Annotated in this window: 13 protein-coding genes; 8 read left to right on the top strand and 5 right to left on the bottom strand. The window is 68.5% G+C overall.

Going from position 1 to position 13,079, the window contains the following annotated elements:
• Positions 1-68: 68 nt before the first annotated feature.
• Genes cobT through cobS form a run of 3 tightly spaced genes read left to right on the top strand, consistent with a single transcriptional unit; the run spans position 69 to position 2,469 of the window.
• A complete protein-coding gene (gene cobT / locus ACTJI2_RS07575) occupies positions 69-1,133 on the top strand; it encodes a nicotinate-nucleotide--dimethylbenzimidazole phosphoribosyltransferase (RefSeq protein WP_192199120.1) in 1,065 nt (354 codons plus the stop codon).
• The gene (locus tag ACTJI2_RS07570) at positions 1,130-1,726 is read left to right on the top strand and encodes a histidine phosphatase family protein (RefSeq protein ID WP_183640843.1); all 597 of its coding nucleotides are present in this window, start codon (positions 1,130-1,132) and stop codon (positions 1,724-1,726) included. The genes cobT and ACTJI2_RS07570 overlap by 4 nt, the downstream gene beginning before the upstream one ends.
• Entirely contained in the window at positions 1,723-2,469 is a 747-nt protein-coding gene (cobS, locus tag ACTJI2_RS07565; protein ID WP_203321856.1) for an adenosylcobinamide-GDP ribazoletransferase, read from the top strand. The genes ACTJI2_RS07570 and cobS overlap by 4 nt, the downstream gene beginning before the upstream one ends.
• Positions 2,470-2,475: 6 nt before the next feature.
• Here the strand turns inward: cobS and ACTJI2_RS07560 are convergent, their stop codons facing one another.
• Together ACTJI2_RS07560 and ACTJI2_RS07555 are read right to left on the bottom strand one after the other, a co-directional pair.
• The gene (locus ACTJI2_RS07560) at positions 2,476-2,859 is read right to left on the bottom strand and encodes a TfoX/Sxy family protein (RefSeq protein ID WP_141454604.1); all 384 of its coding nucleotides are present in this window, start codon (positions 2,857-2,859) and stop codon (positions 2,476-2,478) included.
• Between the two features lie 2 nt (positions 2,860-2,861).
• On the bottom strand, positions 2,862-3,347 hold the full coding sequence (locus ACTJI2_RS07555; protein ID WP_183640847.1) for a GAF domain-containing protein: 486 nt from the start codon (positions 3,345-3,347) through the stop codon (positions 2,862-2,864).
• Positions 3,348-3,542: 195 nt separating this feature from the next.
• Between ACTJI2_RS07555 and bioD the strand changes: the two genes are divergently transcribed.
• Positions 3,543-4,211: a dethiobiotin synthase gene (bioD, locus tag ACTJI2_RS07550; RefSeq protein WP_440841615.1), complete on the top strand. Its 669-nt coding sequence runs from the start codon at positions 3,543-3,545 to the stop codon at positions 4,209-4,211.
• 253 nt (positions 4,212-4,464) lie between these two features.
• Here the strand turns inward: bioD and ACTJI2_RS07545 are convergent, their stop codons facing one another.
• Together ACTJI2_RS07545 and queD are read right to left on the bottom strand one after the other, a co-directional pair.
• Complete coding sequence (locus tag ACTJI2_RS07545; RefSeq protein WP_183640850.1) at positions 4,465-4,860, bottom strand: phasin family protein; 396 nt, start codon at positions 4,858-4,860, stop codon at positions 4,465-4,467.
• Between the two features lie 322 nt (positions 4,861-5,182).
• Positions 5,183-5,536, bottom strand: coding sequence for a 6-carboxytetrahydropterin synthase QueD (queD, locus tag ACTJI2_RS07540; protein WP_141454267.1), 354 nt, complete (start codon positions 5,534-5,536; stop codon positions 5,183-5,185).
• A gap of 181 nt (positions 5,537-5,717) precedes the next feature.
• Between queD and ACTJI2_RS07535 the strand changes: the two genes are divergently transcribed.
• The 3 genes from ACTJI2_RS07535 to ACTJI2_RS07525 all read left to right on the top strand — a co-directional run bounded on the left by ACTJI2_RS07535 (position 5,718) and on the right by ACTJI2_RS07525 (position 10,065).
• Positions 5,718-6,515, top strand: coding sequence for a DUF4198 domain-containing protein (locus ACTJI2_RS07535; RefSeq protein WP_203321854.1), 798 nt, complete (start codon positions 5,718-5,720; stop codon positions 6,513-6,515).
• Between the two features lie 31 nt (positions 6,516-6,546).
• Positions 6,547-7,458 (top strand): EF-hand domain-containing protein, encoded by a 912-nt coding sequence (locus tag ACTJI2_RS07530; RefSeq protein WP_440841614.1) that lies wholly within the window; start codon positions 6,547-6,549, stop codon positions 7,456-7,458.
• Between the two features lie 261 nt (positions 7,459-7,719).
• Complete coding sequence (locus tag ACTJI2_RS07525) at positions 7,720-10,065, top strand: TonB-dependent hemoglobin/transferrin/lactoferrin family receptor (RefSeq protein WP_440841613.1); 2,346 nt, start codon at positions 7,720-7,722, stop codon at positions 10,063-10,065.
• A 104-nt stretch (positions 10,066-10,169) separates the two neighbouring features.
• Here the strand turns inward: ACTJI2_RS07525 and ACTJI2_RS07520 are convergent, their stop codons facing one another.
• Positions 10,170-11,516 carry a DEAD/DEAH box helicase gene (locus ACTJI2_RS07520; RefSeq protein ID WP_183640858.1) on the bottom strand — a complete coding sequence of 449 codons (1,347 nt, stop codon included), beginning with the start codon at positions 11,514-11,516 and terminating at the stop codon, positions 10,170-10,172.
• Between the two features lie 386 nt (positions 11,517-11,902).
• On the opposite strand from ACTJI2_RS07520, the gene ACTJI2_RS07515 reads away from it, so the two are divergent.
• Positions 11,903-12,676: a Crp/Fnr family transcriptional regulator gene (locus ACTJI2_RS07515; RefSeq protein WP_183640860.1), complete on the top strand. Its 774-nt coding sequence runs from the start codon at positions 11,903-11,905 to the stop codon at positions 12,674-12,676.
• Positions 12,677-13,079: the final 403 nt, after the last annotated feature.

Here is a 13,079-nt window from a genome sequence, read left to right as displayed (position 1 = left end):
GGGGCGGACGGGGATGGGCGCGAGGCCTCCCGTAGAATCCCGGTTCCCTCGCCGCAAGAAATCGCCTCGTGTCTTCCGACTGGATCCTCGCCGATTGCCGGCAACCTTCCCCCGAACACGCCGAACGCGCGCGCGCGCGCCAGGATCAGCTGACCAAGCCGCAGGGCTCGCTGGGCCGCATCGAGACCCTGGCGGTGGAACTGGCGGCGCTGCAACGCGCCGATCGTCCCACGCTGGCACGGGTGCCGGTGATCGTGTTCGCCGGCGATCACGGCGTGGTCGCCCAGGGCGTGTCGGCGTTTCCGTCCGAGGTGACGGTGCAGATGCTGCACAACTTCGCCCACGGCGGCGCCGCGATCTCGGTGCTGGCGCGCGAACTCGGTCTGCCGCTACGGCTGGTGGATGCCGGCACCCGCGGCAGCCAGCCCATCGCCGGCGTACACGCCGACAAGCCCTGCCTGGGCACCCGCGACTTCAGCGTGGAAGCGGCGATGGACGAGGATGAACTCGCGCATGCGCTGGCGGCGGGCAGGCGCGCGGTGGAAGCGGCCGGCGACGCCGATCTGTTCGTGTTCGGCGAAATGGGCATCGGCAACACCACCGCGGCCAGCGCGTTGGCCTGCGCGCTGGCGGATCTGCCGCTGGAGGAACTGGTCGGCGCGGGTACCGGATTGCAGGGCGATCGGATTGCGCACAAGCAACGGGTGATCGCGGACGCGCTCGCATTGCACCGTCCGCACATCGCCGCGCACCCGCAGCCCGCGCGCGAGGCGCTGCGTCGTGTCGGTGGATTGGAAATCGCCGCGATGGCCGGCGCGATGATCGCCGCCGCCCAGCGGGGCGTACCGGTGCTGGTGGACGGTTTCATCGTCTCGGCCGCGGCACTGGCGGCGGTCCGCCTGCAACCCCAGGCGCGGCCATGGCTGCTGTTCTCGCACCAGTCCGCCGAGCGCGGCCACGCGCGCGTGCTGGCCGCGCTGGAAGCGCGCCCGCTGCTGCAACTGGATCTGCGCCTGGGCGAAGGCAGCGGCGCCGCGCTGGCGGTGCCGCTGCTGCGACTGGCCTGCGCGCTGCACGCCGGTATGGCCACCTTCGCCGAAGCCGCGGTTTCCGGACGCGACGAGACGCCATGATCCTCGACCTGGTGCGCCATGCCTCGACCGGACGCGTCGGTCATTTCGATGGCCGCACCGATCCGCCGCTGCTGCCGGGCGCCGCCGACGCGGTCTGCGGCGGTTGCACGGGCATTGCCTGGTCACGGGTGATCAGTTCGCCACGCCAGCGCGCGCTGCATACCGCGCAGGCGCTGGCCGCCGCGCAGGCGTTGCCGGTGGACATCGCCGATGACTGGGCGGAGTGGGATTTCGGCGACTGGGACGGTCGCCATCGCGACACCCTTGCGGCAGACCCGCACTCGCAGCGCGCCTTGCAGGATTTCTACCGGGATCCCGGCGCGCATCCGCCGCCCAACGCCGAACCCTGGGCCGGCTTCGAAGCACGCGTCGGTCGCGGCCTGCGCGCGCTGGCGCGACGCGAAGACACCTCGCCCGCGCTGGTGGTCAGCCATGCCGGCCCGTTGCGACTGGCGCTGGCGCTGGCCTGCGGCCTGCCGCTGGCGTCGCTGTGGGCGGTGCGCATCGATTACGGCACCCGCCTGCGCCTGCGCGTGCAGATCGATGACCGGGATCAGCTGTGGGGCGAACTGATCGAGGTGCGGCAGGCATGAGCATGCGCAAGCTGATCCTGGCGGTGCAGTTCCTGACCCGCCTGCCCACGCCGCAACTGCGCGACTTCCGCGAGGAAGAACTGAGCCGCACGGCGGTGTATTTCCCGCTGGTGGGCGTGCTGATCGGCGCGTTGGTGGCGCTGCCGCTGTGGGCGCTGGACGCGCGCCCGTGGCTGGCCGGCCTGCTGGCCTTGCTGGCCTGGGTGTGGGTGACCGGCGCATTGCACCTGGACGGGCTGGGCGACGTGGCCGACGCCTTCGGTGCCGCGCATCGCGATCCGCAGCGCTTCCTGGAAGTGCTGAAGGATCCGCACATGGGCGTGTTCGGCGTGGTCACCGTGGTCATGCAGGTGCTGGCCAAGTTCGTGCTGCTGGCCGAACTGGCCGATGGCGCGTGGCTGTGGGGCGTGCTGCTGGTACCTGCGTGGGCGCGCTGGGCCACCACGCTGTTGTGGAGCCGCTGGTTGCCGCCGCTGCATGCGGGCATGGCCGAGCGCTTCGCCTGGTACCGCAACGAAGGCGCGTACTGGGATTGGGCGTGGGGCGTGGCGCTGGCGGCGATCAGCCTGTGGCTGGCGCCGCCGTTGCTGGTGTGCCTGCTGCTGGCACCGTTGACCGCGTGGTACTGGAAGCGCCGCCTCGGCGGCATCTCCGGCGACTGCCTCGGCGCCAGCACCGAGGTGCTGGAAACGCTGCTGCTGTTGGCGCTGGCGCTCGCGCCGGCGGCGTGGCGCCTGTCCTGAGGCGGATCAGTCGTCCTGTTCGCCGCCGCCCGGCGAGTCGAACAGGTTCATCGAAGGCGCGCTGCCTTCATCTTCCTGCCCATGGGTGGTGGTGGTCACCGGCGCGGCTGCCGGACGGCCACGGGGTGGCGGCAGCAGCGCGGCGGCGGCGTCGTAGGCCACCAGCAGTTCGCTGCGGCGTTCCTCCGGCAGGTGCTGCCAATGGCAGTCCAGCAGTGCGCCTTCCAGCGCGTACAGCAGGTTGAGGCTGGGACGGAAACCGGCGCGCTTGACCCGCATGAAGGCTTCCACCGAACCGGCCGCCACCAGATCCTCCTGCGTGCGCAGGCCGACCTGGCGCAGCCAGGCCGCCGATTTGGGACCGATATTGCGCATCTTCGCGGTGCTGATGCTCATGCCAGCGTCTCCACGTAGATGGCGGCGATGGCTTCCAGCCCGCGTTGATCTTCCTCGTCGAAACGCGCCAACCGCGGGCTGTCCAGATCCAGCACGCCGATCAGGCGATCGCCCTTGACCAGCGGCACCACCAGTTCCGAGCGCGAGGCGCTGTCGCAGGCGATATGGCCGGGGAAGGCCTCCACGTCTTCCACCCGCTGGGTCTGGCGGGTGCGCGCGGCCGCGCCGCACACGCCCTTGTCCAGGGCGATGCGCACGCAGGCGGGCAGGCCCTGGAAAGGACCGACCACCAGTTCGGTGCCGTCGTGGAAATAGAAACCGGCCCAGTTGAGATCCGGCAGCGCGTGGTAGACCAGCGCCGACAGGTTGGCGGCGTTGGCGACGTGGTCGCTTTCGCCGCTGAGCAGGGCGCGCGCCTGGGCGGCCAGCTGCGCGTATTGTTCCGGTTTGCTGCCGGTCAGGGTCTGGCTGGTGAAGGACATCACTGGATTCTAGCCCGAACCCGCGAGGGGGCCGGTGCGCCGGGAATGGTTGGATTGATGAAGACAACGTGATGACCCGCCAAAACAGGACGCGCCGGCGTCGGAATGTTCCGCTGGCACGCGGCTGCCTTCGCCGGACCGGCCCGCTACGATGGGCGGCCACGCGCCGACGGGGCGCATTGCCACAGGAAACGGATGCACAGCTTCTTCGTCACCGGCACCGATACCGGGGCAGGCAAGACCTTCGCCAGCAGCAGCGTGCTGCATGCCCTGCGTGGTCGGGGCCTTCGCGCGGTCGGGATGAAACCGGTCGCCAGCGGCTGCGAACGCACCGTGGACGGTTGGCGCAACGAGGATGCACTGGCGTTGCTGGCTGCCAGCGATCCGCGTCCGGCCTATGCCGATCTCAATCCCTATGCGTTACCCGCGCCGCTCGCCCCGGAGATCGCCGCGCGGGAAGCCGGCGTGGTCCTGGCGTTGCCGCCGATCGTGGATGCCTTCCAGCGGTTGCGGGCGCAGGCGGACGTGGTGGTGGTGGAAGGCGTGGGCGGCTGGGCGGCGCCGCTGTCGGCGTCGCTGGATCAGGTCGATCTGGTGCGCGCGCTGCGCCTGCCGGTGGTGCTGGTGGTGGGCATGCGGCTGGGTTGCCTCAACCATGCGCGGCTGACCGCGCGCGCCATCCGTGCCGACGGTGCGGAGCTGATCGGCTGGATCGCCAGCGAAGTGGATCCGGAGATGGCGCGGCGGGACGAGAACTTCGAACTGCTGAAGGCGCGCATCGATGCGCCGTGCTGGGGGCGGTTGATGCATGCCGCGTCGGCGGATCCGGCGGTGGGAGCGGGGCGGTTGGTGTTGCCGGGGTAAGCCGGGCGAGGGCTTTTCCGCGGTTGCCTTCGAGCTTCCGGCTGTCGGGAGAACTGATTTTCGGTGGCCGTGGGATCTGGCCAAAAGCGCCCCCATCCGCCCTTCGGGCACCTTCCCCCGCAGGGCGGGGGAAGGAATTGCAGGAAAGGGAGCGCGGAAAAAGAAAAGGCCCGGCAGCGGGGAGGCGCTGGCCGGGCCGGATTGCGCGGCGGGAGGGGAGTCCGCGCAATGTAGAGAGAACTTTGAAGCGGTATTACTTGGCGGCCTTGGCAGCCTTGGTCGCCTTGGCCACGGTGGCCTGGACGTTGTCGGTGGCAGCTTCGTACTGGGACTTGGCCAGCTGGCCGAAGGCTTCACCGGTCTTCAGCGCCAGACCGAACACTTCCTGGCCGGCGGCGACGAGGCGCTCGGTGTTGTCCTTGGCGATCTGCACGCCCTTCGGCCACAGGGTCTTGTAGCTGTCGAGATCACGCACTTCGGCCAGCTCGCCGAAGAAGGCGGTGGTGGCGTCGACGTTCTTCTCGAAGGTCTTCAGCTGGACGCCGAAGATGGTCTCGGCGCTTTCCAGGGCCAGACGGTTCGCGCGGGCAGCGGCCGCCGCGAACTGGTGCGTGTAGGTGCTGAACTGCTCGTTGAACTGTGCGGACATGGTGCACTCCAAAAGGGAATACGAGGATGTTGCGGCGCAGCATATCGAGGTCTTTGTTGCGGTGCAATAACAGGCGTATGGTTTTCCGACGAACGGTCAGTCCCCGTTAAAAATCAGCGGTTTGCGGGACAAAGCTGAACAGGGGGAGGCGAGGACGGGAAGCCACGGTTGCGCGGGAAACGGGCGTGCACAGGCGCACCGCCGCGGTGCAAACGTTTTCTTCCGGGTTTCCAAGGATTCGCGTGGTCGGCGAGGCCAGCCGTTTTCGACCATGCGATACGGTGCCCCTACCCAGCGACCGACATGTCGCCGGTCCGGGCGCTCAGCCGCGATAGCGACTGCCGGCGGTGCAGGTTTCGTGGACCACGACTTCGCTCAGGCCGGGCAGGGCGGGCTTGAGCTGTTCCCAGATCCATGCGGCCAGGCGCTCGCTGGTCGGGTTCTCCAGACCGGGAATATCGTTGAGGTAGTGGTGATCCAGGCGGTCGTAGATCGGCTTGAACGCGGCCTTGATGTCGGCGAAGTCCATCACCCAGCCGGTGTGCGGATCGATGTCGCCGGAAACGTGCAGTTCCACCCGGAACGAATGGCCGTGCAGGCGCGCGCACTTGTGCCCCTCCGGCACGTTTGGCAGGCGGTGCGCGGCTTCCAGGGTGAAGATCTTGAAAATATCCATGCGCGTATTGTCCGCTGCGGCGCATGAAGGCGGCAAATCCGGCGTCGCCCGCTGTGTCGGGCTTCTTTCGGAAATCCATCTTCACTGGATTGTAACGATTCGCATTTGCATCTAAGATGCGCCCGGCAGCCAGCAACCGTCCCCGGTTCCGCCAGCGATTCCGTCCCCTCAGGAACCGACGATGAAACCGCTGACCCTGCTGACCGGCGCGCTCGCCTGGGCCGCCTTCGCGACCGCCTCCGCCCACACGCCCTATCTCTCGCCCAGCAACTTCGCCCCGCAGGCCGGCGAAACACTGGCGCTCGACGCCGCCTTCGCCGAAACCTTCTTCGTGCCCGAAGCCGCGTTCGACAACAGCCGCTTCGTGATCATCGGGCCGGACGGCGCCAGCGCCGCGCCGGACACGGTGCAGGTGTTCAAGACCCGCGCGGTCGCCGAGCACCGCATGCCGCAGGGCAAGGGCACCTACCGGTTCAGCACCGGGCCGCGCCTGGGCGCGCTGTTCCGCACCTGGGAAGCCGGCGGCAAGCGCGAGAGTTCGCGCGATCCGGCGGTGAAGATCCCGGCCGGCGCCAAGATCCTGTCCAATTTCCAGTCACTTACCCTGGCCGAGACCTACGTCAGCATCGGCGCGCCGGATACCGCGGCGCTGCGCGCGCGCGGGCAGGGGCTGGAGTTCGTGCCGGTCGATCATCCCAACGATCTGTACGTGGGCGAGTCGTTCGCCTTTGTCGTCCAGCATGACGGCAAGCCGCTGGCCAACCAGCCGGTCGAGATCACCGAGGCGGTCTGGACGTCGGATCGCAAGGCGCAGGTCGTGAACCTGACCACCGACGCCGAAGGCCGGGTGAGTTTTCCATTGCAGCGCGCCGGCACCTGGCTGGCGTTGTCGCGTCATCGCACGCCGGCCCCGGCCGGCGCGCCGGTGGCTGAATACAGCCACAGCTACACCCTGACCTTCCGCGTGCTCGAACCCTGATCCGCCTTTCCGGATCCGCTGGAGTCCCTCGATGAAAACCGCCTTCCTCACCGGCGCGGTCGCCACCGCGCTGCTGCTTCCCCTCGCCGCCAATGCCTGGCAATCGCCGCCCGTGCGCCCGCTGGTGGTGGGCCACAGCGACAACATCACCGCCTTCATCGCCCAGCATGACGGCAACAGCGATGGTCGCCTGGGCTGGGAGGAATTCGAAGCCTTCCGCCGCCAGCGCTTCGATGCCACCGATGCCAACCGCGACGGCAGCGTGGACGTGGAAGAATACGTGCGCGAGTTCGAAACCCGATCGCGGCAGGCGCGCGAACAGGCACGCGAAAACCAGATCACCCAGACCGGCCGCCGCTTCGACGCGCTGGATGCGGATCGCGACGGGCGCGTGTCGCGGGCCGAGTTCGACGCTTCCGGCGAACGCGTGTTCGCCGAAGGCCGGAAGGCACTGGAGAAGGAAAACGCCGAGCTGGCGAAGAGCGGCGACGCGGCCACCGAACGCGCCGCGCGCGCCGAGCGCAGGCGCAGCCGGATGGAGTTGCCCAGCGCGCATACCGGCGATGGCTTCCTGGCGCTGTACGACGGCAACGGCGACGGCCAGGTCGAACGCGCGGAATTCGATCGCGCCCGCGCCGGACAATTCGAACGCACCGACGCCAACCGGGACGGCGCGCTGGACCGCGAGGAATACCTGGCGGAATTCCGCCAGCGCCTGGACCAGCACTACGCCGCGCTGGGTGGCGGTTCGGACAAGCAGACGCGCGTGCGTTTCGCCGCCCTGGACACGGACAAGGATGGCCGGATGACCTTCGCCGAGTACCAGGTGTCCGGTCGGCGCAGTTTCGACGCCGCGGACCGCAACCACGACGGCGTAGTCGACGCGGCCGACGCGGCGTTGCCGCCGCCGGCACGGCCGGCCCGCACCGCCGCGGGACGCTGACAGGCACCGGCATGGGGATGCCGATGAACACCGCATCGCTCCAGGGGATGTCCCCATGCGCGCGTCCTGCGCGGCGCCTTCCGTCGCGACGGCGCGTCGATCCCTGCCAACACCCGCGATAGCGGGCGTCACCCCACTTCCCGCATCGCCCGTGCGCGATGCCTTTCCCAGCAACGCAGGACCGCCGATGGCGGCGGCAGCCAGGACCGGAGCGCTCCCATCGAAGCGCGCATTTCCCTTCCCGACTGTCGGAGTTCCACCATGAAGCTGCCCCCCAGCCTGCTCGCGCTGGCCATCGCGTCGAGCCTGTCCTTCCCCCTGCACGCGGAAACCCCGTCCGATGCCGACGGCACCAAGACCTTCGACCCCGTCGAGGTCAAGGCCGCGCGTGAGAAGCGCAAGTCCGCCAACCAGAACGTCACCGTCATCGACGCCCGCCAGATGGAAAACGAGATGGCGGAGAGCATGGAAGACGTCATCCGCTACATCCCCGGCGTCAGCATCGTCGACCTCGGTCGCTTTGGCGACAACGGCTTCAACATCCGCGGCATCGAGGGCGATCGCGTCGCCTTGACCATCGATGGCCTGGGCATGGCCGAGAGCCTGGAGACGGCGCGCAGCTACGAATTCTTCCGCGCCGGGCGCGGTGGCCTGGACATCGATTCGCTGAAGACCGTGGAAGTGATCAAGGGACCGGATTCGATCGCCGCCGGCAGCGGCGCGCTGGGCGGCGCGGTGGTGTTCACCACCAAGGATCCGGCCGACTACCTGAAGCAGGAAGGCAATGACACCCATGTCGGCATGAAACTGGGATACACCAGCCACAACGACGAGAAACTCGGCTCGCTGACCCTGGCCAACCGCACCGGCATCGTCGAATCGATGCTGGTCTACACCCGGCGCAAGGCGCACGAATCCGAGGGCTGGTTCTCGAACACCGCGGCGGAAACCGGCAGCGCGCGCCGGTTGCCGGATCCGATCGATCACGACAGCACCAACGTGCTGGCCAAGGTCGATTTCGTGATCAGCGATGCGCACCGGTTGGGCGTGGTCTATGAGCGCAACCGGGTGGACAACCTGGTCGAGAACCTGAGCCGGGTCAGCGGGCCCGGCTACCTGGAGCGCTGGGGCGACGACAGCAGCGAACGTGACCGCTACGGCATCCGCTACCGGTGGGATGCCGGCAACGCCATGTTCGACACCATGGAGTTGCAGGCCGATCGCCAGGAGACCAAGAGCCGCGGCATCACCCGCATCCTGACCGGCAGCGGCACATCCAGCACGCCGGCCACGCCGGTCACCACCCCGTGCACGCTCGCGCTGACCTGTCGGCGCGCCGAGGATCGCACCACCGAGCAGAGCCTGGACCGGGTGGCGCTGGACTTCGACAAGGCCCTGGACACCGGTTCGACCCGGCACGCGCTGGTCTACGGCGCGGCCTGGCAGCAGCGCGACATAGACTTCCTCGCCATCGACTACCGCTGGAACAATGCCGGGGCGCTGGACACCGCCACCGTGGACCCGGCGCAGGTGCCAAAGACCGATGCGACCTCCTGGAACCTGTATTTGCGCGATCGCATCGGCTTCCTGGAAGACCGCCTGCAACTGACCCTGGGCGCGCGCTACGACCGCTATGACTACTCGCCGCGGGTGGGTGGCACCTTCCTGGATCCCACCGGCAGCGTGCGCGACGTCAGTTTCGCCTCGCCCACCTGGCAGGCCGGCATCAGCTACCGGTTCCTGCCCAACCAGTCGCTGTGGCTGCAGGCCGGGCGCGGTTTCCGCGCGCCGACCACCGGCGAGATGTACGCGCCCACCAGCACCACCCAGATCACCGAAGTGGGAACCGGAAACACCGTGCTGGTGCCAACCGCGGCGGCCAATCCGGATCTGGAGGCGGAAAAGAGCCTGAGCGTGGAACTGGGCTATCGCTGGGAAAGCGACAACGCGCGTTTCGGCATCTCGGTGTTCCGTGATCGCTACGACAACTTCATCGAAAACACGCGGGTGACCGCCAATCCAGGCACCGAATACCGCACCTGCTCGCGCGGTACCTGCACCACCCGGCTCGGCTACGACTACAACACGCCGGCCAACGTGGGAAAGGTCACCGTGAAGGGCGTGGAGCTGGAAGGCCTGTGGCGACTGGGCGACGCCTGGCTGCTGCGCACGGCGTGGTCGCACAACGAGGGCGAGCAGAAGAACGGACGCCCGCTGGACAGCATCAACCCGGACAAGGGCGTGCTGGGCCTGAGCTGGCAGGGCTGGGATGACCGCCTGCGCATCACCGGCAACCTGACCCATTCGCTGGCCAAGAAGGGCCGCGACGTGGATCTGCAGCCGGACGTCTTCGGCCAGGTACCGCAGCGGTTCCTGAGCGATGCCTACACGACGATCGATCTGTTCGGCAGCCTGCGCGTGAACGATCATCTGCGCATCAACGCCGGCGTGTACAACCTGATGGACGAGCGCTACTACCCGTGGGCGCGCATCCGCAACGTCACCCGCGGCGACTTCTACCTGTACGGCTACGCCACCGACGACGGCATCGGCCGCTACAGCGAACCGGGCCGCAACTATCGCGTGTCGGTGTCGTACAGCTTCTGAGCGGGTTCCGTTTCCGCCGCGCGTCCATCGCACCTGCCGGAAACGAAAAAGCCGCGTCGACGGACGTCGACGCGGCTGATTGGAGACGGCCTTCGCTGGAGCGATCAGCGTCCGGAACCACCCCCACGGCCACCGCGGGCGCCACGGCCTTCCTGGCGACGGCCCTGGCCCTGCGGCTTGGGACCGCCGGCATGGGCATGCCGCGGCGGGGCGGCGTGCGGACGGCGGTTGTGCTTGCGCGGTGCCTTGTTGCCGGCGGGACGATCGTCGCGGCCGGCCTGCGAGTTGCCCCAGCGGATCGGCACCTGCGGTTCGAAGCCCGGCACTTCCACGATGTCCAGATCGCGCTTGAGCATGCGGTTGATCTGGCGCAGCAACTTGGCTTCGTCCTGGGCGACGATCGAAATCGCCTCGCCCTGCGCGCCGGCGCGGCCGGTGCGGCCGATGCGGTGCACGTAGTCCTCGGCCACCATCGGCAGGTCGAAGTTGATCACCCGCGGCAGCTGATCGATGTCGATGCCGCGCGCGGCGATGTCGGTGGCGACCAGCACGTTGACGCGGCCGGCCTTGAAATCGCCCAACGCACGCAGGCGCGCACCCTGCGACTTGTTGCCGTGGATGGCGGCGGCGCGCACGCCGCTCTTTTCCAGGAACGTCGCCAGCTTGTCGCAGCCGTGCTTGGTGCGGCCGAACACCAGCGTCTGCACGCGGCTGTCCGCGGCCAGCAGGTGCAGCAGCAGTTCGCGCTTGCGGCCGCCGTCGACCGGATGCACGCGGTGGGCGATGGTGTCGGCGACGGTGTTGTTCGGGGTCACCTGCACCTGCTGCGGCTCGCGCATGAACTCCAGCGCCAGATCGCGGATCGGATCGGCGAACGTGGCCGAGAACAGCAGGGTCTGCCGGTTCTGGCGCGGCAGCTTGGCGAGGATGCGCTTGATCGAGGGCAGGAAACCCATGTCGAGCATGCGATCGGCCTCGTCCAGCACCAGAACCTCGATGCCGGACAGGTCGATGCTGCGGCGCTCGATGTGATCGATCAGGCGGCCCGGGCAGGCGATCACCAGATCCACGCCACGGCGCAGCGCGTCCAGCTGGTTGCCCATGCCGACGCCGCCGTAGATGGTGGTGCTGGGGATGCGCAGGTATTTGCCGTAGGTACGCAGGCTGTCGTGCACCTGCACGGCCAGTTCGCGGGTCGGGGTCAGGATCAGCGCGCGCGGCTTGCGGCCGCCGCGCGGGGCGACTTCCTGCGGGGTGGTGGCCAGGTACTGGATCAGCGGCAGGCCGAACGCGGCGGTCTTGCCGGTGCCGGTCTGGGCGCCGGCCAGCAGGTCGTGACCCGCCAGCGCCAGCGGAATGGCCTGGGCCTGGACGGGGGTGGGCTCGGTGTAGCCCTGCTCGTCCAGCGCGCGCAGCAGTGCCGGCGCCAGGCCGAGGGATTCGAACGTCATTGCGGAATACTCCAAAGGCGGCGGACGCCACCCGCGCCGACAACGCGCGGTCAGGCGCGGCGGCGATGGCGGATCGGCCGTTTACCCGTAGCGTTCCCTGGAAACCGCGCTGCGAGAGGGGAAAAAGGCGGAAGACGCCACATGGCGACTCCGGGTTTGCACAGCGAAAGCAGTCGGAGTGGGGCGGATGCGGGACCGCGGGGGACCGGCATCGGCGGACCGTCGGGGAAACGAACGGCCGCTGGCAAACGGCGCGCACTTTAACCGATTCCGGGCGGCAGCGGGGATTTTATGGACCGGGAGGGGCGGTTTTCCGTTCAGCCGAAAGGAATGCCGCGCCGGGCCGATATACTATAAGCCCCTGTTTTCTCGACCCGACCGCCCCCATGAGCCTGCGCGTACTGCGTCACAACGGACAGCCCGTTGTCCCCGGGAGCCGAGGGGACGCCGATCCCCTGGCCGGCCCGGCCCAGGGCGACTGCGTCGGTTGCCAGGTCCGCCACCTGGCGGTCTGCGCGGCACTGCCGCTGGACCAGGCGCGGGCGCTGGAGACCCTGGCCGGCGACATTCCGCTCAAGGCCGGCGAAGTGCTGGCGCGGGAAGGCGACTCCCGCCGCGAGGTGTTCACCGTCACCGCCGGCGCGCTGCGCCGGATCCGCCTGTTGGCCGACGGCCGCCGGCTGGTGGCCGGCTTCCTGATGCCGGGCGATTTCATTGGCTTCAGCGGCGCCACCCACTACCGCCATTCGATCGAGGCGATCGTCGACAGCGAGCTGTGCGCCTTCACCATGCAGGACATGCGCACGTTGTGCGCGCGCTATCCGGAACTGGAGCGCGAATTGCTGGAACGCGCCTGCGTGGAGCTGGACGCCACCCGCGACAACCTGATGTCGCTGGCGCGGATGACGCCGCTGGAGCGGCTGGCCTCGTTCCTGCTGGACATGCACGCGCGCCGCCGCCGCCAGGGTTACAGCGGCGACGAGGTGGTGCTGCCGATGTCGCGCACCGACATCGCCGACTACCTGGGCCTGACCGTGGAAACCGTCAGCCGCAGCTTCACCCGCCTGCGCCAGGACGGCCTGATCGCCACCGACGACCCGCACCGGGTGAGCCTGAAGGATCGCAAGCGCCTGGCCGCGCTCGCCGAAATGCGCGAGTAAGCCGGCGTCGTCCGCTTGAAATACACGCGTAGAGCGGAGCTTGCTCCGCTTTCTTTTTGCCTGTTCTGCGGATGATGGCTTGACGTGCGCATGAGGCATCGCGGAGCGGAGCGAGCTCCGCTCTACGAAGAGGCGATGTGGTTTGGCGTGGAGCGGAGCTTGCTCCGCTTTCCTTTTGCCTGTTGTGCGGATGATGGCTTGACGTGCGCGTGAGGCATCGCGGAGCGGAGCGAGCTCCGCTCTACGAAGAGGCGATGTGGTTTGTGTAGAGCGGAGCTTGCTCCGCTTTCTTTTTGCCTGTTGTGGATGATGGCTTGAGACGTGCGCATGAGACATCGCGGAGCGGAGCGAGCTCCGCTCTACGAAGAGGCGATGTGGTTTGGCGTGGAGCGGAGCTTGCTCC

This window comes from Pseudoxanthomonas sp. 22568 (assembly GCF_052044485.1).
Classification (GTDB): domain Bacteria; phylum Pseudomonadota; class Gammaproteobacteria; order Xanthomonadales; family Xanthomonadaceae; genus Pseudoxanthomonas_A; species Pseudoxanthomonas_A beigongshangi.
Note: the sequence above shows the minus strand (reverse complement) of the source record. Positions and strands in the feature narration are given on the sequence as shown.

What these genes read in the sequence shown, in the direction of transcription:
- ACTJI2_RS07525 (WP_440841613.1), top strand. Translation starts at nt 7,720, where the DNA reads ATGAAGCTGCCCCCCAGCCTGCTCGCGCTGGCCATCGCGTCGAGCCTG.
- ACTJI2_RS07545 (WP_183640850.1), bottom strand. Translation starts at nt 4,860, where the DNA reads ATGTCCGCACAGTTCAACGAGCAGTTCAGCACCTACACGCACCAGTTC.
- ACTJI2_RS07570 (WP_183640843.1), top strand. Translation starts at nt 1,130, where the DNA reads ATGATCCTCGACCTGGTGCGCCATGCCTCGACCGGACGCGTCGGTCAT.
- bioD (WP_440841615.1), top strand. Translation starts at nt 3,543, where the DNA reads ATGCACAGCTTCTTCGTCACCGGCACCGATACCGGGGCAGGCAAGACC.
- ACTJI2_RS07555 (WP_183640847.1), bottom strand. Translation starts at nt 3,347, where the DNA reads ATGTCCTTCACCAGCCAGACCCTGACCGGCAGCAAACCGGAACAATAC.
- queD (WP_141454267.1), bottom strand. Translation starts at nt 5,536, where the DNA reads ATGGATATTTTCAAGATCTTCACCCTGGAAGCCGCGCACCGCCTGCCA.
- ACTJI2_RS07515 (WP_183640860.1), top strand. Translation starts at nt 11,903, where the DNA reads ATGAGCCTGCGCGTACTGCGTCACAACGGACAGCCCGTTGTCCCCGGG.
- ACTJI2_RS07520 (WP_183640858.1), bottom strand. Translation starts at nt 11,516, where the DNA reads ATGACGTTCGAATCCCTCGGCCTGGCGCCGGCACTGCTGCGCGCGCTG.
- ACTJI2_RS07530 (WP_440841614.1), top strand. Translation starts at nt 6,547, where the DNA reads ATGAAAACCGCCTTCCTCACCGGCGCGGTCGCCACCGCGCTGCTGCTT.
- cobS (WP_203321856.1), top strand. Translation starts at nt 1,723, where the DNA reads ATGAGCATGCGCAAGCTGATCCTGGCGGTGCAGTTCCTGACCCGCCTG.
- ACTJI2_RS07535 (WP_203321854.1), top strand. Translation starts at nt 5,718, where the DNA reads ATGAAACCGCTGACCCTGCTGACCGGCGCGCTCGCCTGGGCCGCCTTC.